The organism is Nocardia sp. NPDC057227, from assembly GCF_042669725.1.
Lineage (GTDB): Bacteria > Actinomycetota > Actinomycetes > Mycobacteriales > Mycobacteriaceae > Nocardia > Nocardia asteroides_A.
This window is the reverse complement of the sequence record NZ_JBHUXA010000021.1, coordinates 92,487-118,106: the sequence shown is the minus strand read 5'-3', so window position 1 is coordinate 118,106 and position 25,620 is coordinate 92,487. Positions and strand designations below refer to the sequence as shown.

At 72.5% G+C, this 25,620-nt stretch carries 22 protein-coding genes; 12 read left to right on the top strand and 10 right to left on the bottom strand.

Features of this window, described 5'->3' with window-relative positions; all coding sequences use genetic code 11:
• The first annotated feature begins 158 nt into the window (after nt 1-158).
• From ACFUJ1_RS25715 to ACFUJ1_RS25695, 5 genes are all read left to right on the top strand, one after another.
• A complete protein-coding gene (locus tag ACFUJ1_RS25715; protein ID WP_378649555.1) occupies nt 159-1,751 on the top strand; it encodes an alpha/beta hydrolase in 1,593 nt (530 codons plus the stop codon).
• Between the two features lie 111 nt (nt 1,752-1,862).
• Nucleotides 1,863-3,203, top strand: a complete 1,341-nt coding sequence (gene glnA / locus ACFUJ1_RS25710) for a type I glutamate--ammonia ligase (protein WP_233016679.1) — start codon at nt 1,863-1,865, stop codon at nt 3,201-3,203.
• Between the two features lie 19 nt (nt 3,204-3,222).
• Nucleotides 3,223-6,234: a bifunctional [glutamine synthetase] adenylyltransferase/[glutamine synthetase]-adenylyl-L-tyrosine phosphorylase gene (locus ACFUJ1_RS25705; protein WP_378649552.1), complete on the top strand. Its 3,012-nt coding sequence runs from the start codon at nt 3,223-3,225 to the stop codon at nt 6,232-6,234.
• A gap of 190 nt (nt 6,235-6,424) precedes the next feature.
• Nucleotides 6,425-7,600: an endonuclease/exonuclease/phosphatase family protein gene (locus ACFUJ1_RS25700; protein ID WP_378649550.1), complete on the top strand. Its 1,176-nt coding sequence runs from the start codon at nt 6,425-6,427 to the stop codon at nt 7,598-7,600.
• A 73-nt stretch (nt 7,601-7,673) separates the two neighbouring features.
• Nucleotides 7,674-9,113, top strand: a complete 1,440-nt coding sequence (locus ACFUJ1_RS25695) for a metallopeptidase (protein ID WP_378649548.1) — start codon at nt 7,674-7,676, stop codon at nt 9,111-9,113.
• On the opposite strand, the gene ACFUJ1_RS25690 is transcribed toward ACFUJ1_RS25695, so the two are convergent.
• Genes ACFUJ1_RS25690 through ACFUJ1_RS25680 form a run of 3 tightly spaced genes read right to left on the bottom strand, consistent with a single transcriptional unit; the run spans nt 9,110 to nt 13,013 of the window.
• Nucleotides 9,110-9,985 carry an alpha/beta hydrolase gene (locus tag ACFUJ1_RS25690; RefSeq protein WP_378649546.1) on the bottom strand — a complete coding sequence of 292 codons (876 nt, stop codon included), beginning with the start codon at nt 9,983-9,985 and terminating at the stop codon, nt 9,110-9,112. The genes ACFUJ1_RS25695 and ACFUJ1_RS25690 overlap by 4 nt on opposite strands.
• Before the next feature lie 26 nt (nt 9,986-10,011).
• Complete coding sequence (locus tag ACFUJ1_RS25685) at nt 10,012-11,361, bottom strand: M20/M25/M40 family metallo-hydrolase (protein ID WP_378649544.1); 1,350 nt, start codon at nt 11,359-11,361, stop codon at nt 10,012-10,014.
• Complete coding sequence (locus ACFUJ1_RS25680; RefSeq protein WP_378649542.1) at nt 11,358-13,013, bottom strand: CocE/NonD family hydrolase; 1,656 nt, start codon at nt 13,011-13,013, stop codon at nt 11,358-11,360. The genes ACFUJ1_RS25685 and ACFUJ1_RS25680 overlap by 4 nt, the downstream gene beginning before the upstream one ends.
• A gap of 173 nt (nt 13,014-13,186) precedes the next feature.
• Here ACFUJ1_RS25680 and ACFUJ1_RS25675 point away from each other — a divergent pair, with 173 nt between their 5' ends.
• Together ACFUJ1_RS25675 and ACFUJ1_RS25670 are read left to right on the top strand one after the other, a co-directional pair.
• The gene (locus ACFUJ1_RS25675) at nt 13,187-13,657 is read left to right on the top strand and encodes a hypothetical protein (RefSeq protein WP_378649540.1); all 471 of its coding nucleotides are present in this window, start codon (nt 13,187-13,189) and stop codon (nt 13,655-13,657) included.
• Nucleotides 13,658-13,682: 25 nt separating this feature from the next.
• Nucleotides 13,683-14,420, top strand: coding sequence for a DUF4191 domain-containing protein (locus ACFUJ1_RS25670; RefSeq protein WP_378649538.1), 738 nt, complete (start codon nt 13,683-13,685; stop codon nt 14,418-14,420).
• Here the strand turns inward: ACFUJ1_RS25670 and ACFUJ1_RS25665 are convergent, their stop codons facing one another.
• The gene (locus ACFUJ1_RS25665) at nt 14,421-14,873 is read right to left on the bottom strand and encodes an RDD family protein (protein ID WP_378649537.1); all 453 of its coding nucleotides are present in this window, start codon (nt 14,871-14,873) and stop codon (nt 14,421-14,423) included.
• 434 nt (nt 14,874-15,307) lie between these two features.
• On the opposite strand from ACFUJ1_RS25665, the gene glnA (ACFUJ1_RS25660) reads away from it, so the two are divergent.
• The 4 genes from glnA (ACFUJ1_RS25660) to ACFUJ1_RS25645 all read left to right on the top strand — a co-directional run bounded on the left by glnA (ACFUJ1_RS25660) (nt 15,308) and on the right by ACFUJ1_RS25645 (nt 18,277).
• Nucleotides 15,308-16,744: a type I glutamate--ammonia ligase gene (glnA, locus tag ACFUJ1_RS25660; RefSeq protein ID WP_378649535.1), complete on the top strand. Its 1,437-nt coding sequence runs from the start codon at nt 15,308-15,310 to the stop codon at nt 16,742-16,744.
• 213 nt (nt 16,745-16,957) lie between these two features.
• Nucleotides 16,958-17,554: a type IV toxin-antitoxin system AbiEi family antitoxin gene (locus ACFUJ1_RS25655; protein WP_378649595.1), complete on the top strand. Its 597-nt coding sequence runs from the start codon at nt 16,958-16,960 to the stop codon at nt 17,552-17,554.
• Nucleotides 17,551-17,697, top strand: coding sequence for a hypothetical protein (locus ACFUJ1_RS25650; protein WP_378649533.1), 147 nt, complete (start codon nt 17,551-17,553; stop codon nt 17,695-17,697). Before ACFUJ1_RS25655 ends, ACFUJ1_RS25650 begins: the two co-directional genes overlap by 4 nt.
• A 73-nt stretch (nt 17,698-17,770) precedes the next feature.
• Nucleotides 17,771-18,277, top strand: coding sequence for an MmpS family transport accessory protein (locus ACFUJ1_RS25645; RefSeq protein ID WP_378649531.1), 507 nt, complete (start codon nt 17,771-17,773; stop codon nt 18,275-18,277).
• A 45-nt stretch (nt 18,278-18,322) separates the two neighbouring features.
• On the opposite strand, the gene lipA is transcribed toward ACFUJ1_RS25645, so the two are convergent.
• The 5 genes from lipA to sucB all read right to left on the bottom strand — a co-directional run bounded on the left by lipA (nt 18,323) and on the right by sucB (nt 23,405).
• Entirely contained in the window at nt 18,323-19,381 is a 1,059-nt protein-coding gene (lipA, locus tag ACFUJ1_RS25640) for a lipoyl synthase (protein WP_378649529.1), read from the bottom strand.
• Nucleotides 19,382-19,391: 10 nt separating this feature from the next.
• Entirely contained in the window at nt 19,392-20,108 is a 717-nt protein-coding gene (gene lipB, locus ACFUJ1_RS25635; RefSeq protein ID WP_378649527.1) for a lipoyl(octanoyl) transferase LipB, read from the bottom strand.
• 10 nt (nt 20,109-20,118) lie between these two features.
• On the bottom strand, nt 20,119-20,643 hold the full coding sequence (locus ACFUJ1_RS25630) for a GNAT family N-acetyltransferase (RefSeq protein WP_378649525.1): 525 nt from the start codon (nt 20,641-20,643) through the stop codon (nt 20,119-20,121).
• A gap of 71 nt (nt 20,644-20,714) precedes the next feature.
• Nucleotides 20,715-21,623 carry a TIGR01777 family oxidoreductase gene (locus tag ACFUJ1_RS25625; protein ID WP_378649523.1) on the bottom strand — a complete coding sequence of 303 codons (909 nt, stop codon included), beginning with the start codon at nt 21,621-21,623 and terminating at the stop codon, nt 20,715-20,717.
• Nucleotides 21,624-21,641: 18 nt separating this feature from the next.
• Nucleotides 21,642-23,405: a 2-oxoglutarate dehydrogenase, E2 component, dihydrolipoamide succinyltransferase gene (sucB, locus tag ACFUJ1_RS25620; RefSeq protein ID WP_378649521.1), complete on the bottom strand. Its 1,764-nt coding sequence runs from the start codon at nt 23,403-23,405 to the stop codon at nt 21,642-21,644.
• 250 nt (nt 23,406-23,655) lie between these two features.
• Between sucB and ACFUJ1_RS25615 the strand changes: the two genes are divergently transcribed.
• Complete coding sequence (locus tag ACFUJ1_RS25615) at nt 23,656-24,018, top strand: oxidoreductase (protein WP_378649519.1); 363 nt, start codon at nt 23,656-23,658, stop codon at nt 24,016-24,018.
• Between the two features lie 26 nt (nt 24,019-24,044).
• On the opposite strand, the gene ACFUJ1_RS25610 is transcribed toward ACFUJ1_RS25615, so the two are convergent.
• Nucleotides 24,045-25,568, bottom strand: coding sequence for a leucyl aminopeptidase (locus ACFUJ1_RS25610; protein WP_378649517.1), 1,524 nt, complete (start codon nt 25,566-25,568; stop codon nt 24,045-24,047).
• Nucleotides 25,569-25,620 lie beyond the last annotated feature (52 nt).

Below are 25,620 nucleotides of genomic sequence, written 5' to 3'. Positions count from 1 at the left end.
GCCCGTGCAGGGTCCCCGGGTTGGGTGACCGTTCAAGTGTGCCACCGGGCAGGGGGGTGGCACAGCCGCCTTCGCCGGTGCAATCGATCACAGGGCCCCGCGGCGCGCGGGTTGCCGCGGTGGCGACCCGGTCACCCGGTTCTGCCAGGATCGTCGGTATGCGATCGGTGCGCGGGTGGCGGGACAGCGGGACGGCCGGACGTCCGGTGCGCGGCCGGACGCGGGCAGCCGCCGGGCGGGCACCGGGGGCGGTGGCGGCGCTGCTCACGCTGCTCGTGACCGGTTGCACCATCGACCGCGACGAGCCGGTGGCGCTGCCGCCGGCCCCCACCGGCCTGGAGCGCTTCTACGACCAGCGGCCCGAGTGGCAGTCCTGCGCCGACTTCGGCGGCGCGGACGACACCTTCGCCCCGAATGCCAGATGCGCCCGGATCGAGGTCCCCGTCGACTACGCCGACCCCGGCGGCCCGACCGCGAAGATCGCGCTCTCCCTGGTGCCCGCGAGCGGGAAGAAGATCGGCTCGCTGCTGCTCAACCCCGGCGGCCCCGGCGTCTCCGGGCTCACCATGACCGGCGTCGGCTCCGGCACCCCGCTGGCCGAGCGGTTCGACCGGATCGGCTTCGACCCGCGCGGAGTAGGGGCCTCGCAGCCGGTGATCGCCTGCCTGACCCCGCGCGAGGCGGACGCCGAGCGCGCCGAGCCACCCACCGACAACGACCCGGCCGGCATCGCCGCCGCCGAGGCCGACAACCGGGACTACGCCGGGCGCTGCGCCGAGCGCACCGGCACCGGCTTCCTCGAGCACGTCGGCACCCGCGAGGTGGTGCAGGACATGGACGTCATCCGCGCCGTGCTCGGCGACCCGAAGCTCAGCTACCTCGGCTACTCCTACGGCACCCGGCTCGGCGCGGCGTACGCGGAGAAGTTCCCGGACCGGGTGCGCGCGCTGGTCCTCGACGCCGCGGTCGACCCGGCCAGCGACCCGGTGGCCGAATCGCTGCGCCAGGCCGCGGGCTTCCAGCTGGCCTTCGACGGCTACGCCGCGCAGTGCACCGCGGACCCGGAGTGCCCGCTCGGCACCGACCGCGCCGCCGCGGTGACCCGCTTCCGCGCCCTGGTCGACCCGCTGGCCGCGCGCCCGGCCGCCACCACCGACACCCGCGGCCTCAGCTACGGCGACGCCATCACCGGCGTGCAGCAGGCGCTCTACACCGACGACCTGTGGCAGGTGCTCACCCTCGGCCTGGACGAGCTGCGCGACGGCCGCGGCGACACCCTGCTGCAGCTCGCCGACATGTACGACGGCAGGCGCGAGGACGGCAGCTACGACAACACCCAGGACGCCTTCAACGCCATCCGCTGCGTGGACGACCCGCGGATCACCGATCCCGCGGTCGCGGGCAGGCAGGACACCGAGTTCCGGGTCGCCGCGCCGTTCCTCGACGACGGCCGCGGCACCGGCGCCGCGCCGCTGGAGCTCTGCGCGTCCTGGCCGGTGCCGAACTCCGGCAACCCGCACCGGATCGACCCGCCCGGGCTGCCGAAGACCGTGGTCGTCTCCACCACCGAGGACCCGGCGACGCCGTACCAGGCCGGGGTCGAGCTGGCCGCCCAGCTGGACGCCGCGCTCATCACCTACCGCGGCAACCGGCACACGGTGGCGCTGGTGGCGGGCGTGCAGTGCGTGGACCGGGCGGTGGTGGAGTACCTGGTGAACCTGACCGAACCGGCGCCCGGGCTCACCTGCTGAGCAGCTCACAGCGGTCGCGCGCGGGCTGTGCGCTCTGTACCGAATGAAGCCGTAGCGAACTCGTGCCTGCATGTAACACGGATTTAACGCCGGGTGCTTACGCTCGCCACCATGGATCGCCAGAAGGAATTCGTGCTGCGGACCCTAGAGGAACGCGACATCCGATTCGTGCGGCTCTGGTTCACCGACGTGCTCGGTTACCTGAAATCCGTGGCGATCGCCCCGGCCGAACTCGAGGGCGCCTTCGAAGAGGGTATCGGGTTCGACGGCTCGGCGATCGAGGGCTTCGCCCGGGTCTCCGAGGCCGACATGGTCGCCCGCCCGGATCCCTCCACCTTCCAGGTGCTGCCCTGGGCCTCCAGCAAGGGCCACCAGCACTCGGCGCGGATGTTCTGCGACATCACCATGCCGGACGGCTCGCCCTCCTGGGCCGACCCGAGGCACGTGCTGCGCCGCCAGCTGAACAAGGCGGGCGACGTCGGCTTCAGCTGCTACGTGCACCCGGAGATCGAGTTCTTCCTGCTGAAGAACGGCCCGGCGGACGGCAGCGACCCGACCCCGGCCGACTCCGGCGGCTTCTTCGACCAGGCGGTGCACGACTCAGCGCCGAACTTCCGCCGCCACGCGATCGACGCGCTGGAGTCGATGGGCATCTCGGTGGAGTTCAGCCACCACGAGGGCGCGCCCGGCCAGCAGGAGATCGACCTGCGCTACGCCGACGCGCTCTCCATGGCCGACAACGTGATGACCTTCCGCTACCTCATCAAGGAGGTGGCGATCGACGAGGGCGTCCGCGCGACCTTCATGCCCAAGCCGTTCTCGGAGTACCCGGGCTCCGCCATGCACACCCACATGAGCCTGTTCGAGGGCGAGGCCAACGCCTTCCACGACCCGGACGACTCGCAGAACCTCTCCGCCACCGCGCGCGCCTTCATCGCGGGCATCCTGGAGCACGCGCCGGAGATCAGCGCCGTCACCAACCAGTGGGTGAACTCCTACAAGCGGCTGATCCACGGCGGCGAGGCGCCGACCGCGGCCTCCTGGGGCCGGTCGAACCGCTCCGCGCTGGTCCGGGTGCCGATGTACACGCCGAACAAGTCGTCCTCGCGCCGGGTCGAGATCCGCAGCCCCGACTCCGCCTGCAACCCGTACCTGACCTTCGCGGTGCTGCTCGCGGCCGGGCTGCGCGGCATCGAGAAGGGGTACACGCTGCCGCCGGAGGCCGAGGACGACGTCTGGTCGCTGACCAGGGCCGAGCGGCGCGCCATGGGCTTCCGCGAGCTGCCTGGCACGCTGGACGAGGCGCTGGCCGCGATGGAGAAGTCCGAGCTGGTCGCGGAGGCGCTCGGCGAGCACGTCTTCGACTTCTTCCTGCGCAACAAGCGCCGGGAGTGGGCGGGCTACCGGAGTCAGGTCACGCCGTGGGAGCTGCGCGAGTACCTGGGGCTCTAGACGCTGTAGTTTTGGCGGTATGGCCCGGCCCCCGACAGCGCGCTCCGCAGTTCCCGGCGTCGGACGGCTCGGCCTGCTCGAGCCGAACGCCGCCGCCAACCTGCGCGAGCTGGCCTGGGACAACGTGGAGAGCATCCCGGTGCTCTGGGCGCTCTCCCGCGCGCCCGACGCCGACCTGGCGCTGACCACCCTGATGCGGCTGCGCGAGGAGCTCGGAACCGGCTGGGCCGAGCTGGATTCCGCGCTGCGCTCGGACAAGTCGCTGCGCGGCAGGCTGTTCGCGCTGCTCGGCGCCTCCAGCGCGCTCGGCGACCACCTGGTCGCCGACCCGTCGGCGTGGCCGGAGCTGCGCCGGAAGGAGCTGCCGAGCGCCGAGCAGCTGCGCGCCGAGCTGCTCGCCGTCGTCGAGGCGGAGCCGGAGCGGGGCCCGGCCGCGGGGCCACTGGTCTTCCGGGCCGGGAAGAGCGGGCCCGAGGTCGTTCCGCTGCTGCGCAAGCGGTACCGCGACCAGCTCATGCTGCTCGCCGCGCAGGACCTGGCCGCCACCGTGGAGAACGAGCCGGTGCTGCCCTACGAGGTGGTCGGCAGGCAGCTCGCCGACATGGCCGACGCCGCGCTCACCGCGGCGCTCGCGGTCGCGATCGCGCGGGTCTGCAGGGACGGGCCGCTCGAGGTCAGCCTCGCCGTGATCGCCATGGGCAAGACCGGGGCCCGCGAGCTCAACTACGTCAGCGACGTCGACGTGCTCTTCGTCGCCGAGCCCGCCGACGCCACTGCCACCCGGCTCGCCGCCGAGCTGATGACCGTCGGCGGCACCGCCTTCTTCGAGGTGGACGCGGCGCTGCGGCCGGAGGGAAAGGCCGGTGCGCTGGTGCGCACCCTGGACTCGCACCTCGCCTACTACAAGCGCTGGGCCCGCACCTGGGAGTTCCAGGCGCTGCTCAAGAACCGTCCTGCCACCGGCGATCTGGAGCTCGGCCAGGCCTACCGGGACGCGCTCATGCCGATGGTGTGGACCGCCTCCGAGCGCCCCGACTTCGTCGCCGACGTGCGCGCCATGCGCCGCCGGGTGGAGGACCTGGTCCCCGCCGACATGCGCGAGCGCGAACTCAAGCTCGGCCACGGCAGCCTGCGCGACGTGGAGTTCGCGGTGCAGCTGCTGCAGCTCGTGCACGGCAGGGTGGACGAGGCGCTGCACGTGCAGAACACCACCGAGGCGCTGGCGGTGCTCGCCGATCGCGGCTACATCGGCCGCGACGACGCCGCCAACCTCACCGCCTCCTACGAGTTCCTCCGGCTGCTCGAGCACCGGCTGCAGCTGCAGCGGCTCAAGCGCACGCACACGCTGCCCGCGGGCGACGACGAGGAGGGGCTGCGCTGGCTGGCCCGCGCCGCGCACGTGCGCCCGGACGGCAGGCTGGACGCGAGCGGGGTGCTGGTCGCCGAGATCCGGCGCAACACCGTTCGGGTGCGCAGGCTGCACGCCAAGCTCTTCTACCGCCCGCTGCTGGAATCGGTGGCGCGGCTGGACTCGGACGCGCTGCGGCTCAGCCCGGAGGCGGCGGTCAGGCAGCTGGCCGCGCTCGGCTACGCCGAGCCCGCGCATGCCCTCGGGCACCTGCGCGCGCTCACCGGCGGGGTCGCGCGCAAGGGCCGGATCCAGACGCTGCTGCTGCCGACGCTGCTGGAGTGGCTCGGCGACACCCCGAACCCGGACGCCGGGCTGCTCGCCTACCGCCGGGTCTCCGAGGCGCTGGACGAGCAGACCTGGTTCCTGCGCGAGCTGCGCGACGAGGGCGCGGTCGCGCAGCGGCTGATGATCGTGCTCGGCTCCTCGGCCTACCTGCCCGACCTGCTGATCAACGCGCCGGAGACGATCCGGCTCTACGCCGACGGCCCGCAGGGGCCGCTGCTCTGCCGCACCCAGCCGGACGAGGTCGCGCGCGGCATCCTCACCGCCGCCGCCCGCTACGACGACGCGAAGCGCGCCGTCGCCGCGGCCCGCTCGCTGCGCAGGCACGAGCTGGCCAGGGTGGCCTCGGCCGATCTGCTCGGGCTGCTGGACGTGCCGCAGGTCTGCCGCGCGCTCTCCTCGGTGTGGGTGGCGGTGCTGGAGGCGTCGCTGCTCGCGGTGATCCGCGCCGACGAGGTGGAGTCGGGGGAGCCCGCGCCCGCCGACTTCGCGGTGATCGGCATGGGCAGGCTGGGCGGCATGGAGCTGGGGTACGGCTCCGACGCCGACGTGCTCTTCGTCTGCGACCCGCGGCCGGGCGTCGACGAGACCAAGGCCGTGAAGTGGGCCAACTCGGTGGCCGACCGGCTGCAGAAGCTGCTCGGCGCGCCCAGCACCGACCCGCCGCTGCAGGTGGACGCCGGGCTGCGGCCGGAGGGGCGGAACGGACCGCTGGTGCGCACCCTCGCCGCCTACGCCGCCTACTACCGGCAGTGGTCGCAGCCCTGGGAGATGCAGGCGCTGCTCCGCGCCCACCAGGTCGCGGGCGACCAGGAGCTCGGCGTGCGCTTCCTGCACGTCGTGGACGAGGTGCGCTACCCGAAGGGCGGCGTCTCCGCGGACGCGGTGCGCGAGATCAGGCGGATCAAGGCGCGGGTCGACTCCGAGCGGCTGCCCCGCGGCGCCGACCCGGCCACGCACACCAAGCTCGGCCGCGGCGGGCTCGCCGATATCGAGTGGACCGTGCAGCTGCTGCAGCTGCGGCACGCGCACGAGGTGCTCGGGCTGCACAACACCTCGACGCTGCAGTCGCTGGACGTCATCGAGGAGACCGGGCTGCTCGGCGCCGACGACGTCGCGCTGCTGCGCGACGCCTGGATCACCGCGACCGCCGCCCGCAACGCGCTGGTCCTGGTCCGCGGCAAGCCGAGCGACCAGCTGCCGGGGCCGGGCCCGCTGCTCTCCGCCGTCGCGAAGGTGGCAGGCTGGCCCACCGACGACGGCGGTGAGTTCCTCGACAACTACCTGCGCGTCACCCGGCGGGCGAAGGCCGTGGTGGAGCGGGTCTTCGGCGGCTGACCCCGCCACCGCCCCGGCGGGCACGGTGCTCTCCGGCTCGCCGGAGCACTGCCCGCCGGTGTCGTACCGCAGTCCGCATCGCCGGAAGCCGGGGCCGGACCGCGGGCCGCGCCGCAGCCCGCATCGCCGGGAAGCCGGGGCCGGATCGCGGGCCGCGCTGTCGATCGGCCGTCCGGGTAGGCTCGCCCGCATGGAGCGCGCACCCGATCCGGGCCGCGATCCCCGGGGGGCCGAGCCGAGCCGTGTCCCGGGGTCGCGGCAGACCAGCACCGCCGAGCGGCCGACGGCTCGCTTCGATTCCCCGGCGCGCCCCGGCGCCGCCGAGCAGCCGATTACTCGCACCGACGTGCCGGCCGGACCCGGCACCGCGGGGCAGGCCGGTGCCGGCGGCCCCGCCACCCCGGCCGCTGCCCCGCGCGGCCCGCGTCGCTGGTGGCAGCAGGTCAGCTCGGTGCTCGGCTGGCTCGCGGTCGCCGTCGCCCTGCTCGGCATCGCGCTGCACTACGGCATCTCGCAGCGCTTCTCGGCGGTGCTGCTCGCCTCCTTCGCCCCCTACCTGATGCTCGGCGCGGTACTCGCGCTCCTGTTCTTCGCGGTCGCGCGCCGCTACCGCTCCGGCGCGCTCGCCCTCGCGGTGCTGGCGGGTGCGTTCTGGACCCAGCTCCCGCTCTTCGTCGCCGACGGCCACGCGGGCAACGGCCCGCCGCTCACCGTGCTGCAGTCGAACCTGCTCTTCGGCGGCGCCGACGCCGACGCCGTCCGCGCGGTGGTGCGCGACGAGCGGGTCGACGTGCTCACCGCGCAGGAACTCACCCTGGAGGCGGTCGCCCGCCTGGACGCCGCCGGGCTCGCCGAAGACCTGCCCTACCGCTACCTGCAGGCGGGCACCGGGGGTGGCGGCAGCGGCATCTACAGCCGCTACCCGATCCGCGACGAGCGCCGCTTCGACGGCTTCGAGATGGCCAACCTCGGCGTCACCGTCGACCACCCCGAGCTCGGCCCGATCCAGGTGCTCAACTTCCACCCCATGCCGCCCCCGCTGAATTTCGGCGCCTGGGCCGGCGAAATGGCCCGCACCGAGCAGATTCTCGCCGCCAGCACCGGCCCGGTCGTCGTCGGCGCCGACTTCAACGCCACCCGCGACCACACCGCCTTCCGCGCGCTGCTCGGCGGGCGCTTCGCCGACGCCGCCGAGCTCGCGGGCGCCGGACCGCAGCTCACCTTCCCCGCCGACCGCGCCTGGGGCCCGCTGATCGGCATCGACCACGTCCTGCTCGCGGGCGGCACCGCCGAATCGGTGCGCACCCTCACGGTCCCGCGCTCCGACCACCGCGCCGTCCTCGCCCGGATCCGGCTGGACGACTGAGGCGATACGCCACCGCCCTCGCCTGCGATTAGCATGTGAACGCTCGACGGTGCTTTCCGGGGAGGACAACCGAATGCGAACGACCCTGCCGCGGCTCTGCGCCGCCATCCTGGCGACCGGGCTGCTGCTCACCGGCTGCGCCAGCGGCTTCACCAACGACAAGCCGCGCGCCGCGACGGCCGCCGAGAATCCCTGGCAGATCGCGGGTTCCACCTCGAGCACCGGCCCGAGCGGCCCGCGCGACAACGTGCCGAACAGCACGAGGACCGCGGAGAACGGCGACGGCGGCGCCATGGACACGCTCGCCCTGAACGCGCTCACCGATGTCGAGAGTTTCTGGCAGGCCGAGTGGCCCAAGCACTTCGACGGCGCCTTCGCCCCGGTCGCGAAGATCATCTCCTGGGACGCCACCGCGCCGAAGAACCAGGCCGTCGAGTTCTGCGCCGAGGACACCTACCAGTTCGTGAACGCCGCGTACTGCGGCCGCGACCACTCGATCGGCTGGGACCGCGGCATCCTGCTGCCCGAGCTGGTGAAGAGCTTCGACGAGATGGCCGTCGTCATGGTGCTCGCGCACGAGTACGGCCACGCCGTGCAGGGCCAGGCGAAGATGTCGAACCGGGCCACCCCGACCCTGGTCCAGGAGCAGCAGGCGGACTGCCTGGCCGGCGCCTTCCTGCGCTACGTCGCCGAGGGCGATTCCGCGCACTTCACGCTGAACACCACCGACGGCCTGAACGCGGTGCTCGGCGCCACCGTCGCGGTGCGCGACCGCGACCCGAACGACCCGGACAACGTGCACGGCACCGCCTTCGAGCGGATCACCGCCGTCCAGGTCGGCTACACCGACGGCGTGGCGGGCTGCACCCGGATCGACCGGGCCGAGATCGAGGCGCGCCGCGGCAGCCTCCCGGTCACCTTCGAGTACGGCGAGGAGGAGGGCCAGCTCCCGGTCGATCGGGAGTCGCTGACCAGCATGGCTTCCGCGCTCGGCCGGATCATGCCGCTCTCCTCGGCCCCGCGGTTCGACTACTCCGGCGTCGGCCGGAGCTGCGCGGGCGCGCCGCCGACCGAGCCGGTGAGCTACTGCCCGGACACCGACACGATCGGCTCCGACGTCGCCGACCTGGCCGAGCGCGGCGGCCCGAAGGCGGGCGAGGACGCGCCGCTCTCGGCCATCGTCACCGGCGACTACAACGCCTTCGTCGCGTTCGTCTCCCGCTACACCCTCGCGGTGCAGCGCGACCGCGGCATGTCGCTGACCGGCGCGGAGAGCGCCGGGCTGCGCACCGCCTGCCTCTCCGGCGCGGTCACCACCGCGCTGAGCAGGGAGGGGAGCGATCCCCGGCTCTCCGCGGGCGACCTCGACGAGGCGGTCTCCGGGCTGCTCGCCGACGGTTTCGTTGCGAGCGACGTCGACGGCGCGGTGGTGCCGAGCGGCTTCGCCCGGCTGGAGGCGTTCCGGCTCGGGGTGCTCGACGGCGAGCAGTCCTGCTACACCCGCTTCGCCTAGGCCGAGGGGCGCGCGGGCGCGCTGCGCGCCCGCAGCCACCCGGACAGGTCGGCGAAGACGGCGTCGCGCTCCGGCTCGTTGAAGACCTCGTGGTAGAGGCCGTCGTACCGGAGGACGCACTTGTCCGTCGAGGTCACGCGCTGATCGAGCAGGTCGGCGCTGGAGGGGGCGGCGATGGTGTCACCGGTGCCGTGCAGCACGAGCAGCGGCTGGTCGAGCCGGCCGAGCCTGCCCTTGAGCCGCTCGGCGGTGTCCATGATCTCCACCGCGGTGCGCGCGGGCAGCTTGCCGCGGAAGACCAGCGGGTCCTCGTCGTAGCGGCGCACCACCTCGGGGTCGCGGCTGATGTCGGCGGAGTCCAGCTGCAGCACGCCGAGCCCGGGCAGCGCCCTGGTGAGCAGCGGGGCGAGCAGCCGCTGCACCGGGTTGCCGAGCGGGATGTCCAGCGGCGGCGCGGAGAGCACCACCCCGGCCAGCTCCGGCGCGGTGCCCCTGGTGAGCAGGTGCAGCACCACCAGGCTGCCCATCGAGTGGCCGAGCAGGAAGCGCGGCGCGCGCGGGTGCGCGGCGGTGGCCCGGTCCAGCAGGGTGGCCACATTGTCCGCGGCGGCCCCCATCGAGCCGATATTCGCGGTGCCCGCCCCGGCGGAGCCGCCGTGGCCGATGTGGTCGAAGGTGTAGACGGCGAAGCCGTTGCAGCTGAGATGCTCGGCCAGCTCGGCGTAGCGCCCGGCGTGCTCGGCGACGCCGTGCACCAGGATCACCACCCCGCGCGGGTCGCCACCCGGCTGCCGGGTGTACCAGGCCACCCGCCCGCCGCTGCCGTCGAAGGTGCCGCTCTCGGGAAAGCCGTTCGTGGTGAAGCCGGCCATCGCTGTGCTCCTCGGTTCGGGTGCGGTCAGCCGGCGAGCCGGTCGAGCAGGCGCCGGTCGAATTCGATGAGGCGAGCGTAGTTGAGCCGGGAGATCCGCTCGTCGGTGCCGTGGATCCGCTCCAGGTCGGCCTTGCTCAGCACGATCGGCGCGAAGTTGCACCTGGTGCCGGCCAGGCCGTCGTAGTGCCTGGAGTCGGTGGCGCCGGGGACCAGCCCGGTGGTCACCGCGATACCGGGCACCACCGCGCGGGCCAGCTCCGCGACCAGCTCGAAGGCGGGGCCGGGGCCGCTGGTGTCCGACGGCTCCGAGGCGAGCCCGACCAGCTCGACGGTCAGCCCCGGATCGCGGACGACCGCACGGCAGTGCTCCAGCACGCTCTGCACCGAATCACCGGGCAGAATGCGGAAGTTCACCAGCGCCTCGGCGCGCTGCGGCAGCACGTTGGCCTTCACCCCGCCGTGGAAGACGGTCGGTGCGGTTGTGGTGCGCACCAGCGCCTCGGTCTGCGGCCCAGCGGCCAGGATGCGGATCACCAGCGGCGCCGCGATCCTGGCCGCGCGCAGCAGGATTCGCCGCGCGCGCGGCATCACCAGCCGCAGCCTGCCGACCATGTCCGCGATCACCGGGGTGAGCCGCAGCGGCATCGGGTTGTCCTGCACCCGGGCGACGGCGCGCGCCACCCGGCCCACCGAGGTCTGCTTCCCCGGCATCGAGGAGTGGCCGCCCACCTGCGTGGCCGCGATCCGCACGGTGGCGTACCCCTTCTCGCCGACCATGACGGTGGCGACCGGCACCGCGACGCCGTCGGCCAGGTCCTCGGCGATCACGCCGCCCTCGTCCAGCAGCAGCTCGGCCCGCACCCCGGCCGCCCGCAGGTGCGCCGCCATCCGCACGGCGCCGGAGTCGCCGAAGGTCTCCTCGTCGTGGCCGAAGGCCAGGTAGATCGTGCGCCGCGGCCGCACCCCCGCGGCCAGCGCCGCCTCGGTGGCCTCCAGCAGCGCGAGCACCCGGCTCTTGTCGTCGATGGCGCCGCGGCCCCAGACGAACTCGTCGTCCACCACGCCGTCGAACGGCGGGTGCGTCCAGCGGCTCTCGTCGTCCACCGGCACCACGTCCAGGTGTGCCAGCAGCAGCCCGGCCACCCGCTCCGGCTCGCGCCCGGCCCACCGGTACAGCCGGCTGTGCCCGAAGCGGGTGCACTCCAGCTCCCGGTGCACCAGCGGGAACGACTGCTCCAGGTGCGCGCCGAGCCGGTCGAACTCGCCGTCGGCGGCGTTCGTCGGCGGCTCGGTGGAGATGGTCACGCAGCGCAGCGCCACGGCGAGGCGCTCGGCCACCGCGTCGTCGACCGGCGTGACGGCGGGCTCGGTCACGGGGCCGGACTCGGGGCGGGGAGGTTCAGCGGCACACTCGCATTCTCCACCACCCCCGGCCCGAGCGTGAGCACCCGCTCGGCCTTCCACTTGATCAGGTCGGCCCCGGTGCCGCCCGGCAGGTCGGCGCTGCGCAGCGCCGTGAGCAGCGGCAACTCGACCTCGGCGGCGACCACCGTGACCGGCGCGTTCACCCCGGCGCCGACCCAGACGTCGTCCACCATGTCCACGATCCGGATGCCGATCCGGTGCCCGGCCGCGATCGGCCAGTCCTGGGCCAGCATCCGGATCCGCGCGGTCTCGGTGACCGGGGCGATGCCGCGGGTGATCACCGTGGCGCGGCCGCTCGGCTCCACGTCGTAGAGCTCCATCGCGACCGTGGCGGCGGGCGGGCCGTCGAGCCGCAGCGTCGCGGTCGGGATGCCCGCGAGGTGCTGGGTCGTCGGCAGCGGCTCGGAGATCGTCCAGATCTCGCGGTCCGGTCCGGGCAGCAGGCCGCGGTGGGTGTAGGTGCCGGTGCGCAACGGCACCGGGACCCGCGCGGCGTCGGCGGGCGGCCACTGCTGTTCGCCGCGCCAGGTGCCGTCGGCCGCGTTCACGGTGATCCGCGGGCCGGGCACCTCGACCGCACGGCCCGCCACGTGCCGGTCGAAGAAGGCGCGCACCTCGGCGGTGAAATCCGGCCCCGCGCATTTCTCCTGGCAATCCCGGTGCCCCCACTGCCCGAACCAGGCGCGGTGCGCACCCGGGCCGAGCGCGTCCCAGAAATCGAAGACCCGGTAGGGGCGGGTGTTGTAGTCGGTCAGCCCCTGGCCGAGGAATACCGGAACGGTGCTGCCGCGCACCTTCTCGACCAGTTCTCGATCCCGCCAGAAAGCGGTGTCCGGATCGTGATTCGCGGTCTCCGCGAGATAGGGCAGATAGCAGTCGAGCGGAATCTGTCCGGCATTCGCCCGGTACTCCGGCGACGAATTCCAGTGCCCCGGAATGGAAGCGAAGAGCAGATGCTCGAAGCCGACCCCGTCGGCCGGGCGCAATCCGGTCTCCACCACCGGCTTGCCGGAGAAGCGCCACGAGATGCCCTGCATGTACAGATAGGTGTAGGGATCCACCGCGGGGCCGAAGGTGGCGACGGCGGCCAGCCCGCGCGGCCGCTCGGCGAGCCCCATCACCCCGGCCCAGCCCTCGTAGGAGAGGCCGTACAGCCCCACCTTCCCGGTCGACCACGGCGCGTCGGCCGCCCACTCGACCGCCGTCCGCACGTCGCCGCGCTCGCCCGGCCCGCCGTAGTCCGGGCAGCCGGACGAGCCCGCGAAGCCGCGCAGATCCACGATGACGTAGGTGTAACCGGCCGCCAGCAGCGCCCCGACCGGCAGGTAGTCGGTGGCCGGGCCGCCCTGCGGGCGCGGCAGCGTGAGGTAGGCGAGCTGGTTGCGGTAGGGGCTCACGGTCATGATCACCGGGGTGCGCACGTCGTCGGCGAGCCCGGCCGGGCGCAGGATGTCGGCGTGCAGCCGGGTGCCGTCCGGCGCGGTCAGGTACTCCTCCCGCCACTGGAACGCGGGCTGCGGCTGCGCCGCCGTCACCGGCGCGACCACCCCGAGTACCAGCAGCGCCCCCGCCAGCGCGCGAATCACCGTCCCGATCGTCACCCGAGCACTATCGACCGCCGCGCGGTATCGCGCCAGACCCCGGATCGGGGGTACTTCCGTGGCACCGCGCCGAATTGCGCGGCGCGAGACACGCCGATGTCGGCCGGAAATACGACGAGAGCGGCCCGCCTCCGGGCGTATGATCGGCGCATTCGATGGCTCGGGGATTGAGAATGAACGATTCGACAGCCGGTGACTGGGATCGCTTCGTGGTCGCGCTCGCGCGCTGCCTCGCGGAACTCCCGTCCCGGGCGACCCTGGTGCTCGCCGCCTCCGGAAACCGCTACGCGCAATTCGTGCAATTCGACATCCGGCTCTCCGCGGAATTGGCGGGCAACGATTTCCTGCTCGAACCGATCTCCCCGGCGAGTGCGCAGCGGCTGCGCGAGCTGGGCTGGACCGCGCCGGACGCCGGGCGCGATGTCGACAACTGGAGCCGCACCCTGCTCTGGCCGATCTCCGGCCGCACGCTGGCCGAGCTCGCCAGGGGCGCGGCGATCGGGCTGCACGACGCGATGGGCGTGCGGTCCCCCGCCGACCTGCGGGCCAGCGGCTGGACCGAGAACCCCGGCGCGCTCGACCTCTCCGTGCTCGGCGTGGTCGGGCGGCGGGAGCCGCCGGACCGCAGCCCGGCGCGGGGCTGATCGGCCTGGCACTATCCTGAGCACCATGGCAGCAGGGAAGGCCGCTTCCAAGGAAGCGAAGGCCGCGGCGAAGGCGGCGCGCAAGCAGCAGTCGAAGGAACGCAGGCAGCAGCTGTGGCAGGCGTTCCAGATGCAGCGCAAGGAAGACAAGCTGCTGCTCCCGCTGATGATCGGCTCGGTGCTCGGCAGCACCGTGCTGTTCTTCCTGATCGGGCTGATCTTCGGCATCCAGTGGTTCCTGCTGCCGCTCGGCTTCCTGCTCGGCGTCCTGCTCGCCTTCATCATCTTCGGCCGCCGGGTGCAGCGCACCGTCTACACCCGCGCCGAGGGCCAGGCGGGCGCCGCCGCCTGGGTGCTGGAGAACCTGCAGGGCAAGTGGCGGGTGAGCAACGGCGTCGCCGCCACCACCCAGCTGGACGCGGTACACCGGGTGATCGGGCTGCCCGGCGTCATCTTCGTCGCCGAGGGCAACCCGCAGCGGGTGCGCTCGCTGCTCGCCCAGGAGAAGAAGCGCACCGCGAGGCTGATCGGCGACACCCCGATCTACGACGTCGTGATCGGCAACGACGAGGGCCAGGTGCCGCTCAAGGAGCTGCAGCGCTACCTGACCAAGCTGCCGCGCAACATCGACGCCAAGCGGATGGACAACATCGAGGGCAGGCTCTCCGCGCTCAGCTCGCGCAGCGGCCCCGCCCTGCCCAAGGGGCCGATGCCGGGCAACGCCAAGATGCGCGGCATGCAGCGCACCATCCGGCGCCGCTGATCAGCGCGACCGCACCAGCACGGTGCCGGTGGCGCGGTCGTGCATGCCGCGGCCGTCGGCGTCGGTGAAGAGCGCCGGGATCACGAACACCAGCAGCGCCTGCCTGGCCAGCGCCCGGACGAAGCCGACCGGGACCGGGCCCTCGATCCGGCCCACCCGCAGCCGCGCGAAGTACTGGCCGGGGGTGAAGCCGAACAGCGTCACCGCCGCGATGCCGATGACGAACCAGATGAGCAGCGGCAGATTGGCATTCACCCCGCGCACGATCAGCGCGGAGATGCCGACCGCGATCATCCAGTCCAGGAAGACCGCGACCACCCGCCTGCCCATGCCCGCGACCGAGCCCGCCCCCTGCTCGGGCAGCCCGAACTGCTCGCCCCGGTACCCCGCCGCGGCCGGGCCACCCGGCTCCGCCGCGGGTCCGGACAGCCAGGAACCGGTGATACGCGCCATGACCCCAGAATAGGTGCCGCCGCGTCCGCCCGATTCACCCGGTGCGGCCGCACACCCGCAGTTAACTTGTGCCGGTACGCGGGGTCCCCTTTCGGGACCTCTCTCCACGGCATGTAGGTAAGGCCCCGCTCGGGCTGCCAGCACTTCGCTGGCACCGCGCCCGCCCGCTCGCTGCGGACCGCGCAGATCAAGGGCTACACCTGGGCAATCGCTAGTCGGGCGCGCCCGCAAACCGGTGTCCACGTCGTGCGCGAGCCTCGCGCATGGCAGGATCGTCGAGGGGCGGGGGCGAGGCGGGCAACCTCACACCAATCGACGTACGTGTAACACTCGCGAAACACAGCCTTGATTGCCGGGAAACACCGCGTCCATACCGTCTCACGACGAACCCACGCAATCGACACGGGCTGGGAACCGATCGGTAAGGAGAACAAGTGACGTTCAGCACGGCCGACGAGGTCATCAAGTACATCGCGGAGCAGGAGGTCGAGTACGTCGACATCCGCTTCAGCGACCTGCCCGGTGTGCAGCAGCACTTCTCCATCCCGGGCAAGGCGTTCACCACCGATCTCGTCGAGGACGGCCTCGCCTTCGACGGCTCCTCCGTCCGTGGTTTCCAGTCCATCGACGAGTCGGACATGCTGCTGCTGCCCGACTTCAGCACCGCGCAGCTCGACCCGTTCCGCGCCGCCAAGACGCTGAACATCAACTTCTTCGTGCACGACCCCTTCACCCGCGAGGCGTACTCGCGCGACCCGCGCAACATCGCCCGCAAGGCGGAGGAGTACCTGCGCAGCACCGGCATCGCCGACACCGCGTACTTCGGCGCCGAGGCCGAGTTCTACATCTTCGACTCGATCCGCTACGACTCGGGCATCAACGGCTCGTTCTACGAGATCGAATCGGTCTCCGGCTCCTGGAACACCGGCGCCGAGCGCGACCCGGACGGCAAGCTGAACCGGGGCTACAAGGTCCGCAACAAGGGCGGCTACTTCCCGGTGGCGCCGTACGACCACTACGTCGACCTGCGCGACACGATCGCCACCAACCTGCAGAACGCAGGCTTCGAGCTGGAGCGCGGGCACCACGAGGTCGGCACCGCCGGTCAGGCCGAGATCAACTACAAGTTCAACACCCTGCTCGGCGCCGCCGACGACCTGCAGCTCTTCAAGTACATCGTGAAGAACACCGCCTGGGCCGAGGGCAAGTCCGTCACCTTCATGCCCAAGCCGCTCTTCGGCGACAACGGCTCCGGCATGCACGCGCACCAGTCGCTGTGGAAGGACGGCAAGCCGCTCTTCCACGACGAGGCGGGCTACGGCGGCCTCTCCGACCTGGCGCGCCACTACATCGGCGGCATCCTGCACCACGCCCCCTCGCTGCTGGCCTTCACCAACCCGACGGTGAACTCCTACCACCGCCTGGTCCCCGGCTACGAGGCCCCCATCAACCTGGTGTACTCGCAGCGCAACCGCTCCGCCGCGGTCCGCATCCCGGTCACCGGCAACAACCCGAAGGCGAAGCGCATCGAGTTCCGCGCGCCGGACTCCTCGGGCAACCCGTACCTCGCCTTCGCCGCCATGCTGATGGCCGGGCTGGACGGCATCAAGAAGAAGATCGAGCCGCTCGCCCCCGTCGACAAGGACCTCTACGAGCTCCCGCCGGAGGAGGCCAAGGGCATCCCGCAGGCCCCAACCAGCCTCGCCTCGGTCATCGACCGCCTCGAGCAGGACCACGAGTACCTCACCGAGGGCAACGTCTTCACCGAGGACCTGATCGAGACCTGGATCACGCTCAAGCGCGAGGGTGAGATCGCGCCGGTCAACCTGCGTCCGCACCCGTACGAGTTCGAGCTGTACTACGACGTGTAAGTCGTTCTGCGGTAAGGGTTCTCCGAAGCCCCGGCATTCCGATGGGGGATGCCGGGGCTTCGGTCCGTTCCGGGGGCGGTGGGCCAGGGTCGCCTTCTCGATCCGCGACTACTATGCATTTAGTGGGGTATAAGCCAACTATTCGCATAGTGAAGGAGCAGGTTGAGTCCGGCCCGTAGCACGTCCCTGCCAGGTCTGCTGGCGCGCTCGCCGCTGCGAACCGTGCGTGCGAGAGATGCCGCCTCGCTGTATGCCCAACCGAGCCCCGAGCTCTTGCGGCTCGCCGAGCGGGGTGTGCTGCACCGAATCGCGCACGGTTACTACATCGTGGTGCCGCAAGACCAGGTGGGCCGGGCGTGGTTGCCGGATCTCGAAGCCGCTGCGGCGGGGATCGCCTCGGCGATCCACGGGGCCGACCGTGCCGTGCTGATGGGGGTGAGCGCAGCTCGCCTGCACGGTGTGATTCCGCGCGCCCTGGCCACCGCGGTGGTCGCGGTGCCGGCTCAGCACCGGCCGATCACGCTGGTCGACCGCCAGGCGGTCGTCCGGTTCGTGCAGCGCGATGTGGACGTGCTCGACGCGGAGCGGGTACGGACGTCCCTCGGCGGCGCGCTGGTGACGACCCCGGAGCAGACGGTGCTCGACCTGGCTCGGCGGCCCTCCCTCGGCGATGCGGAGCCGGATGTGCGCTCGGCCGTCGCCGCGCTCTATCGCCGCAGCGATCCCGGTCGGCTCACCGAACTCGCGGGGCCGCAGCGTCTTCAGGCCGCGCTGCGCCGCGCCGAGGGCTGGGTGGAGGAGTATCGGTGAACCTCGACGAGCGCGACGAGGTCGCGGCCCGCCTGGCTGGGCAGACACGCCTGACGGCAACGGCGACGGCGCTCGACATCGTGCGCGAGGCGTGGGCACGTGCCGTGGACGGTGAAAGTCTGTTCGTGCAAAGCGATCCGTAAACCCGCCCGACCTGGTTCGATGAGCAATCGATCCGCACTCATAGCGGACAGGCATCATCGAGCGGGAGGCTTCATGACCGATCAGTACGGGCGCCCCCAGCAGTACCCGGCGCCGCCGCAGCAGGGGCAGTACCCCGGTGGCTACGGGCCGCAGGGGTACGCGCAGCCGCCGCGGAAGAAGGCCAAGTGGCCGTGGATTCTCGGGGGGATCGCGCTGGTGATCCTGCTTGGCGTCGGCGGGTGCATGGCACTGATCGCGGGGGCCGTGAACGAGGTGGACAAGGAAGCGAAGCGGGAGGTGACCGTCGCCTACGAGGTGCGGGGGAGTGGCGGCGTCGCTTCGGTGACGTATTCGGGGCGGGACTTCGATATCGCGCAGGAGTCGGAGGCGCCGCTGCCGTGGAACAAGGACGTCACCATCGACGGGCTGGGGAAGTACGTGAGCCTGACGGCGCAGAGCGGGGAGGACGGCGAGGAGCTCTCCTGCCGCATCCTGGTCGACGGCCGGGTGCTCTCCGAGCAGACCTCGAACGGCCCGTTCTCCATGGTCAGCTGCAGCGGGGACGCGGGCGGGGAGTGAGCGAGCCGGTCGGTGCGGCGATCACCCACCGACCGGCGCGAAACCTCAGCTGCCGAAGCGGGCCAGCACCGAGCTGGCCTCCTGCGACGCGGTGCCCTCGTTCGCGAGATGCGCCATGGCGGGGGCGATCTCGCGGCCGTGGTGCGCCATGGCCTGGGCGTAGAGCCGACCGGCGCGGTACGAGGAGCGGACCAGCGGCCCGGCCATCACACCGGCGAAGCCGAGCTCCTCGGCCACCCGGGAGTGCTCGACGAACTCCTCCGGCTTCACCCAGCGGTCCACCGGGTGGTGCCGGGGCGAGGGGCGCAGGTACTGGGTGATGGTGAGGATGTCGCAGCCCGCCTCGTGCAGGTCGCGCATGGCCTGGGTGACCTCGTCCGGCGTCTCGCCCATGCCGAGGATCAGGTTCGACTTGGTGACCAGCCCGGCCTCGCGGGCGGCGGTGAGCACCGACAGCGAGCGCTCGTAGCGGAACGCGGGGCGGATGCGCTTGAAGATGCGCGGCACCGTCTCCAGGTTGTGCGCGAGCACCTCGGGGCGGGCGGAGAAGACCTCGGCCAGCTGCTCGGGCACGGCGTTGAAATCCGGGATGAGCAGCTCGACGCCGGTGTTCGGGTTCAGCGCCTTGATGGCGCGCACGGTCTCGGCGTAGAGCCAGGCGGCGCCGTCCTCGAGGTCGTCGCGGGCGACGCCGGTGATGGTGCTGTAGCGCAGCCCCATGGCCTGCACGCTCTCGGCCACCCGGCGCGGCTCGTCGCGATCGAGCGCGGCGGGCTTGCCGGTGTCGATCTGGCAGAAGTCGCAGCGGCGGGTGCACTGCTCGCCGCCGATGAGGAAGGTGGCCTCGCGGTCTTCCCAGCACTCGAAGATATTCGGGCAGCCGGCTTCCTCGCACACGGTGTGCAGCCCCTCGCGCTTCACCAGCCCCTTGAGCTCGGTGTACTCGGGGCCCATGGTGGCGCGGGTGCGGATCCAGCCGGGTTTGCGCTCGATCGGGGTCTCGGCATTGCGGGCCTCGATGCGGAGCAGCTTGCGGCCCTGGGGGGCGCGGGCGGCCTCGCCGGGGGTGGAGCGGGGCGTGGGAGTCTCGTGAGCGGTGGTCACTGTCTCGACCTTACGCCGTCGGCGCCGTGGCTCGGGAACGGGCGAGCGTGTGATCGCGCACGGGCAGCTCGCCGTCGAGCGCCTGCCCGATGGCCGCCGCCACCAGCGGCTTCAGCTCGGTGACGGTGACCTCGTACCCCAGCTCCCTGGTCAGCGTGGTGACGCCCGCGTCCCGGATTCCGCACGGCACGATGGCCTGGAAGCCGTCCATGGCGGGGTTGCCGTTCAGCGAGATGCCGTGCAGCGCGACGCCGCGCTGCACCCGGACCCCGATGGCGGCGATCTTGCGCTCGGCCAGCGGCCCCGCTGCGGGCAGCCAGACCCCGGAGCGGCCGTCCACCCGGCCGCACTCGATGCCGAAGCCGGTGCAGACGCTGATCAGCGCCTCCTCCAGCCTGCGCACGTACTTCACCACGTCCACCGGCTCGGCAAGCCGGACGATCGGGTACCCGACCAGCTGGCCCGGCCCGTGCCAGGTGATCTTGCCGCCGCGGTCGACCTGCACCACCGGGCTGCCGTCGATCGGCAGGTCCTCGGCCTCGGTGCGGCGGCCCGCGGTGTAGACGGACGGGTGCTCGAGCAGCAGCAGCCGATCGACGCCGCGGCCATCCGCGCGCTCGGCGGCGATCTCGCGCTGCCGGTCCCAGGCCCGGTGGTAGTCGATCAGCCCCAGATCCTCGACCACGATCGGGGTCGAGTCGATGCGGGCGGACGGTGTGGTGTTCACAGCGCCGACGTTACGCCCCGAGCCGGTGGTCGGGCTCGGGGACCGGGAGCGTGAGCTGCATGAGCGTGAGATCCATCCACAGGCCGAACTTTCTCCCCACCTCGGGGAGTTTGCCGACGATCCGGAAGCCGAACTGCTCGTGCAGTGCGATGGAGCCGGTGTTGCGGGACTCGATCGCGGCGATCACCGCGTGCACCGAACCCGACTCGCGGGCCCGCTCCAGCAGCGCGCCGAGCAGCGCCCGCGCCACCCCGCGGCGCTGGAAGCGCTCGGCCACGTACACCGAGTTCTCCACACTGTGCAGGTAGCCGAGCTTGGGGCGCCACTGCCCGTAGCCTGCGTAACCGGCGAGCTCGCCGTCGATCTCGGCCACCAGGATCGGGTGCCCGTCCGCGGCGCGCGCCGCGAACCACGTCTCCCGATCGTCGATGCCGACCTCGTCGACGTCCCAGATCGCCGTCGAGGCGGCGATATTGGCGTTGTGAATGACCAGAATCGCCGGTAGATCGGCTCGTACGGCATCACGCACCTTCACGCTGTGTCGATCGCGCGTGAGCGAGGGCCCTCCGTGGCTACGCTCCGCTTCCGCCTCCGGGCCTGACTCGCTCAAGCGCCGTCCCCCGCCGGATCGAAGAGGTCGGTCAGCGCGGTGCCGAGGGTGGGGTGGCGGAACACGTAGTCGCTCTCCTCCAGAACGGTCGGGATGACGCGCGGCCCGCGCAGCACCGCCTCGTCGGCGAACTCGCCGATGGCGGCGCGCAGCACGAACGAGGGCACCACCAGCGGGGTCGGCCTGCGCAGCGCGCGGCCGAGCGCCCTGGTGAACTCGGCATTGGTGACCGGGGCCGGGCCGACCGCGTTCACCGGGCCCGCCACGTCGCCGTCGGCGAGCACGTGCCGGATCGCGCCGACCTCGTCGGCCAGCGAGATCCACGGCGTGTACTGCCTGCCGTCGCCGAAGCGGCCGCCGATGCCGAGCCCGAAGAGCGGGCGCAGCACGCCGAGCAGCCCGCCGGTGCGGGCGAGGACCAGGCCGCCGCGCAGCAGCACGGTCCTGACCCCGGCCGCCGCGGCGGGCGCGGTGGCGGCCTCCCAGTCCCGGCAGAGCGTGGCGAGGAAACCGGTTCCGGGCCGGGCGGTCTCGTCGATCACCCGGTCCCCGGTGGCGCCGCCGTAGATGTGCACGCCGCCCGCGTTGACCAGCACCGGGACCCCGGCGGCGGCGACCGCCCCGGCCAGCACGTCGGTGGGGGTGATCCGGCTGTCCCGCAGCTCCTGCTTGAACCGGCCGGTCCAGCGCTGGGCGTGGATATTGCGCCCGCACAGGTTGACGGCGGCGTCGGCCCCGCGCAGCGCCCGCTGGTCGAGCTCGGCGCGCGCGGGATCCCAGGCGAACTCGTCCGGTGCGGCGGGCTGCCGCCGCACCAGCCGGGCGACCTCGTGCCCGTCCCGGCGCAGCGCCGCGACGAGCGCCGTCCCGATCAGGCCGGACGAACCGGCGACAACGACCTTCATCGAGACGGCGGCCCTTCGCTACAGCCCCAGATCGGCCTCGAACGCGGCTTCCTCCAGGCGATGCCGGATGGTGGTGAGGAAGCGGCCCGCGTCCGCGCCGTCGATCAGGCGGTGGTCGTAGGTCAGGGGAAGGAACGCCATCGAGCGGACGCCGATGGACTCGCTGCCGTTCTCGTCGGTCACCACCACCGGGCGCTTGACGATCGCGCCGGTGCCGAGCATGCCCGCCTGCGGCGGAACCAGGATCGGGGTGTCGAACAGCGCGCCCTGGCTGCCGATGTTGGTGATGGTGAAGGTGCCGCCGGAGAGCTCGTCCGGCTTCAGCCCGCCGTTGCGCGCCCGGCCTGCGATATCCGCGATGGCCCTGGCCAGCCCGGCCAGCGAGAGGTCGCTGGCGTTGTGGATGATCGGCGAGAGCAGCCCCTGCTCGGTGTCGACGGCGATGCCGAGGTGCACCGAGGCGTGGTAGCTGATCTGCTTGCTGTCGTCGTCGTAGCTGGCGTTGACGTTCGGGTGCACGCCGAGCGCCTCGACGACGGCCTTGGCGAAGAACGGAAGGAACGTGAGGTTCACGCCCTCGCGCTCCTTGAAGGCCGCCTTTGCCTTCGTGCGCAGCGCCGTGATCCGGGTGACGTCGACCTCGTGCACCTGGGTGAGCTGCGCGGTGGTGCGCAGCGACTCCAGCGTCTTGGTCGCGGTGATCTGCCGGATCCGGTTGGCCTTCTGCGTGGTTCCGCGCAGGTGGGCCAGCTCGGGCGCGGGCTTCGGCTGCGCCTTCGGGGCGGCGGCGGCCGCGGCGGGCTGCTGCTGCGCGGGCGCGGCGGCGGGCTCGGGGGCCTTCTTGGCCTCGGCCGCGGCCAGCACGTCCTGCTTGCGGATGCGGCCGCCGACGCCGGAGCCGCTCAGCTCGCCGAGATCGACGCCGTGCTCATCGGCCAGCCTGCGCACCAGCGGGGTGACGTAGGGGTTGGCACCGGCGGCGGGCGCACTCTTCGGCGCCTCGGCCTTCGGGGCGGGCGCCTGCTTCGAAGGCTGCTCCTCCTCCTTCGGCGCGGGGGCCTGCTCGGGCTCGGGCTCCGGCTCCGGCTCGGGTTCCGGCTCGGGCTCCGGAGCGGCCTCCTGCTTCGGCTCGGGTGCGGGCGCGGGCTCGCTCTTCGGCGCGGGCGAACCGCTGCCGATCACGCCGAGCTGACCGCCGACCGCGACGACGTCGTCCTCCTCCGCCGTGATCTCGAGCAGCGTGCCCGCGACCGGGGAGGGGATCTCGGTGTCGACCTTGTCGGTGGAGACCTCGAGCAGCGGCTCGTCGACGGCGACCTCGTCGCCGATGGCCTTGAGCCAGCGGGTGACGGTGCCCTCGGTGACCGATTCGCCCAGCTCCGGCATCTTCACCGGGGTGCCGTCACCGGATCCCGACGACGCGGCGGGTGCGCTCTGCTCGGGCTCGGGCTCCTCCTCGGCCGGGGCCTCCTCGGCGGGTGCCTCCTCGCTCGGCGCCTCTTCGGCGGCCGGAGCCGGAGCCTCGTCCTCGGCAGGCGCCTCGCCTGCATCGCCGATCACGCCCAGCTCACCGCCGACCTCGACCACGTCGTCCTCCTGGGCGACGATCTTCGTCAGCACACCGGCGACCGGAGACGGGATCTCGGTGTCGACCTTGTCGGTCGACACCTCGAGCAGGGGTTCGTCGACCTCGACCGTGTCTCCTTCCTGCTTCAGCCACCTGGTGACCGTTCCCTCGGTGACGCTCTCACCAAGAGCTGGCATCTGGACGGAGAAGGCCATGTCCGTTGACTCCTTGACTGCTCGACGGGTCTACAACAGTTCGCTGCCCGGTGGGCGCCGCCACGGGTCGCGGCGGCTTCCGCGCGCGCTCGGCACCGGATCTGTGTGGTTCTTGTACCGCGGTCCATCCTTGCACTCGCGCGCGTGGCATGCGGCACAGGGCGGGCAACTACCGGGCTCGGGCACTATGGAACTACCCGGTCGCGCCGGACGAACCCGCGGCCGGTGCCGACGAGGAGGAGATACCGCGATGGGGCTGCTCGATCGCTTCCGTGGCGCCACCGCCAGGGCCGGACGGGCAGCGCGGCCGGGCGGGCCGCGCGGCGAGGACGCCCGCTACCTGGCCGACTGGGTGCGCACGCACACCGGCGTCGAGGGCTATGTCGAGCCCAAGACCACCGTGACCGATGTCACGGTTGTCCTGATCGCCGCCGATGGGGAGTGGACAAGGCGCGTGGTCGGCGAGCGCGGCGCGCACCGGCTGGCGGGCGATCTCGGGATCCCGGTCTACGACGTGGCGCGCACCGGCTACCCGCAGCGCATGCGCGACCACGACGAGCGCGAGCGCATCCGCCGCAAGCGCGAGCTCGAGCGCGAACTCGACGAGCTCTGAGGCGGCCCGCCGAGCCCGCGACCGTCCTACTCGGTGACCGGCTCGGCCGCGATCTCCTCCAGCACCGCGATCAAGGTGCGCACCGGGACGCCGGTGCCGCCCTTGCCGACGTAGCCGAAGGCGCCGCCGGTGTTGTAGGCCGGGCCCGCGATATCGATGTGCGCCCACTGCACCCCCTCCGGCACGAACTCCTTCAGGAAGAGTCCGGCGGAGAGCATGCCGCCCCAGCGGTGACCGGCCACATTGGCGATGTCGGCGACCTTGGAGTTCAGGTCGGCGCGCAGCTCCGGCGGGAGCGGCATGGCCCAGCCGTTCTCGCCGACCGAGCGGGAGATCCTGGCCACCCGGTCGCGGAACTCCTCGGTGCCCATGACACCGGGCGTGCGGGTGCCGAGCGCGACCATCTGCGCGCCGGTGAGCGTGGCGACGTCGATCAGGAACTCCGGGTCGTCCTCGCCCGCGCGGACGATGGCGTCGGCCAGGATCAGCCTGCCCTCGGCGTCGGTGTTCAGCACCTCGACGGTGGTGCCGCCGTACTGGGTGAGCACGTCGCCGGGGCGCTGCGCGGTGGAGGACGGCATGTTCTCGGCCATCGGCACCGTCGCGGTGACCGTGATCGGCAGGCTCAGCCTGGCCGCGAGCAGCGTCGTCGCGATGACCGCCGCGGCGCCGCCCATGTCGGAGGTCATGGCGTCCATGCCGGCGGCGGGCTTGATCGAGATGCCGCCGGTGTCGAAGGTGATGCCCTTGCCGATCAGCGCGACCCGGCGCGGCCCGCCCTCGTAGCTGATCCGGACCAGCCGCGGCGGCCGCGACGAGCCCTTGCCCACCCCGATCACGCCGCCGTAGCCACCGGCCTCCAGCGCCCGCTCGTCCAGCACCTCGACCGTGAGCCCGGCGGCCTCGGCGAGCAGCGCGGCGCGGTCGGCGAACTCGGCGGGGAAGAGGTGGCTGGGCGGGGTGTTGACGAAGTCGCGGGCGGTGGCGACCGCCTCGGCGACCAGCTGGGCGCGGAACAGCGCCTCCTCGCCGAAATCGGGTTCGGGGACGAGCAGCTCGACCCTGGCCACGGGGCGTTCGTCCGGCTTCGGCGCCGTCTTCGCCGAGCGGTACGGCGTGAAGGTGTACGCGCCGAGGTAGAACCCCTCGGCGGCGGCGCCGAGGTCGAGCCCGGAGAGCGTGCTGGCGATCTGCTCGGTGCCGCTCAGCGCGCGCGCCGCGACCCCGGCCGAGCGCCGGATCTGCTCGGCGTCCAGCTTCTCCGCCGAGCCGAGGCCGACGGCGAGCACGCTGGTGATGCCGTCCAGCCCGGCCGGGGCAGGCACCCGGGTGAGCTCCTCGGCCTTGCCCTTCGCGCCGACCGCGCCGAGCTGATCGAGCAGGGTGGCGCGCAGCTCGGCGCTCAGCACGTCGGTGAACAGGTCGTCGGGCACGATCGCCGGGCCGTTCTCGGAGGAGGTGACGCCGATGACGAGCACGTCGGTGTCGGGGCCGAGAGCGGTGGTACGAGCCAGTTCCGGGCCAAGTGAACGATCAGCAGCAGCGGTCATGGGGTCAGGCTACTGCGCGTCACCGCGAGCCCGCCGCCCGGCGGATTGGAGC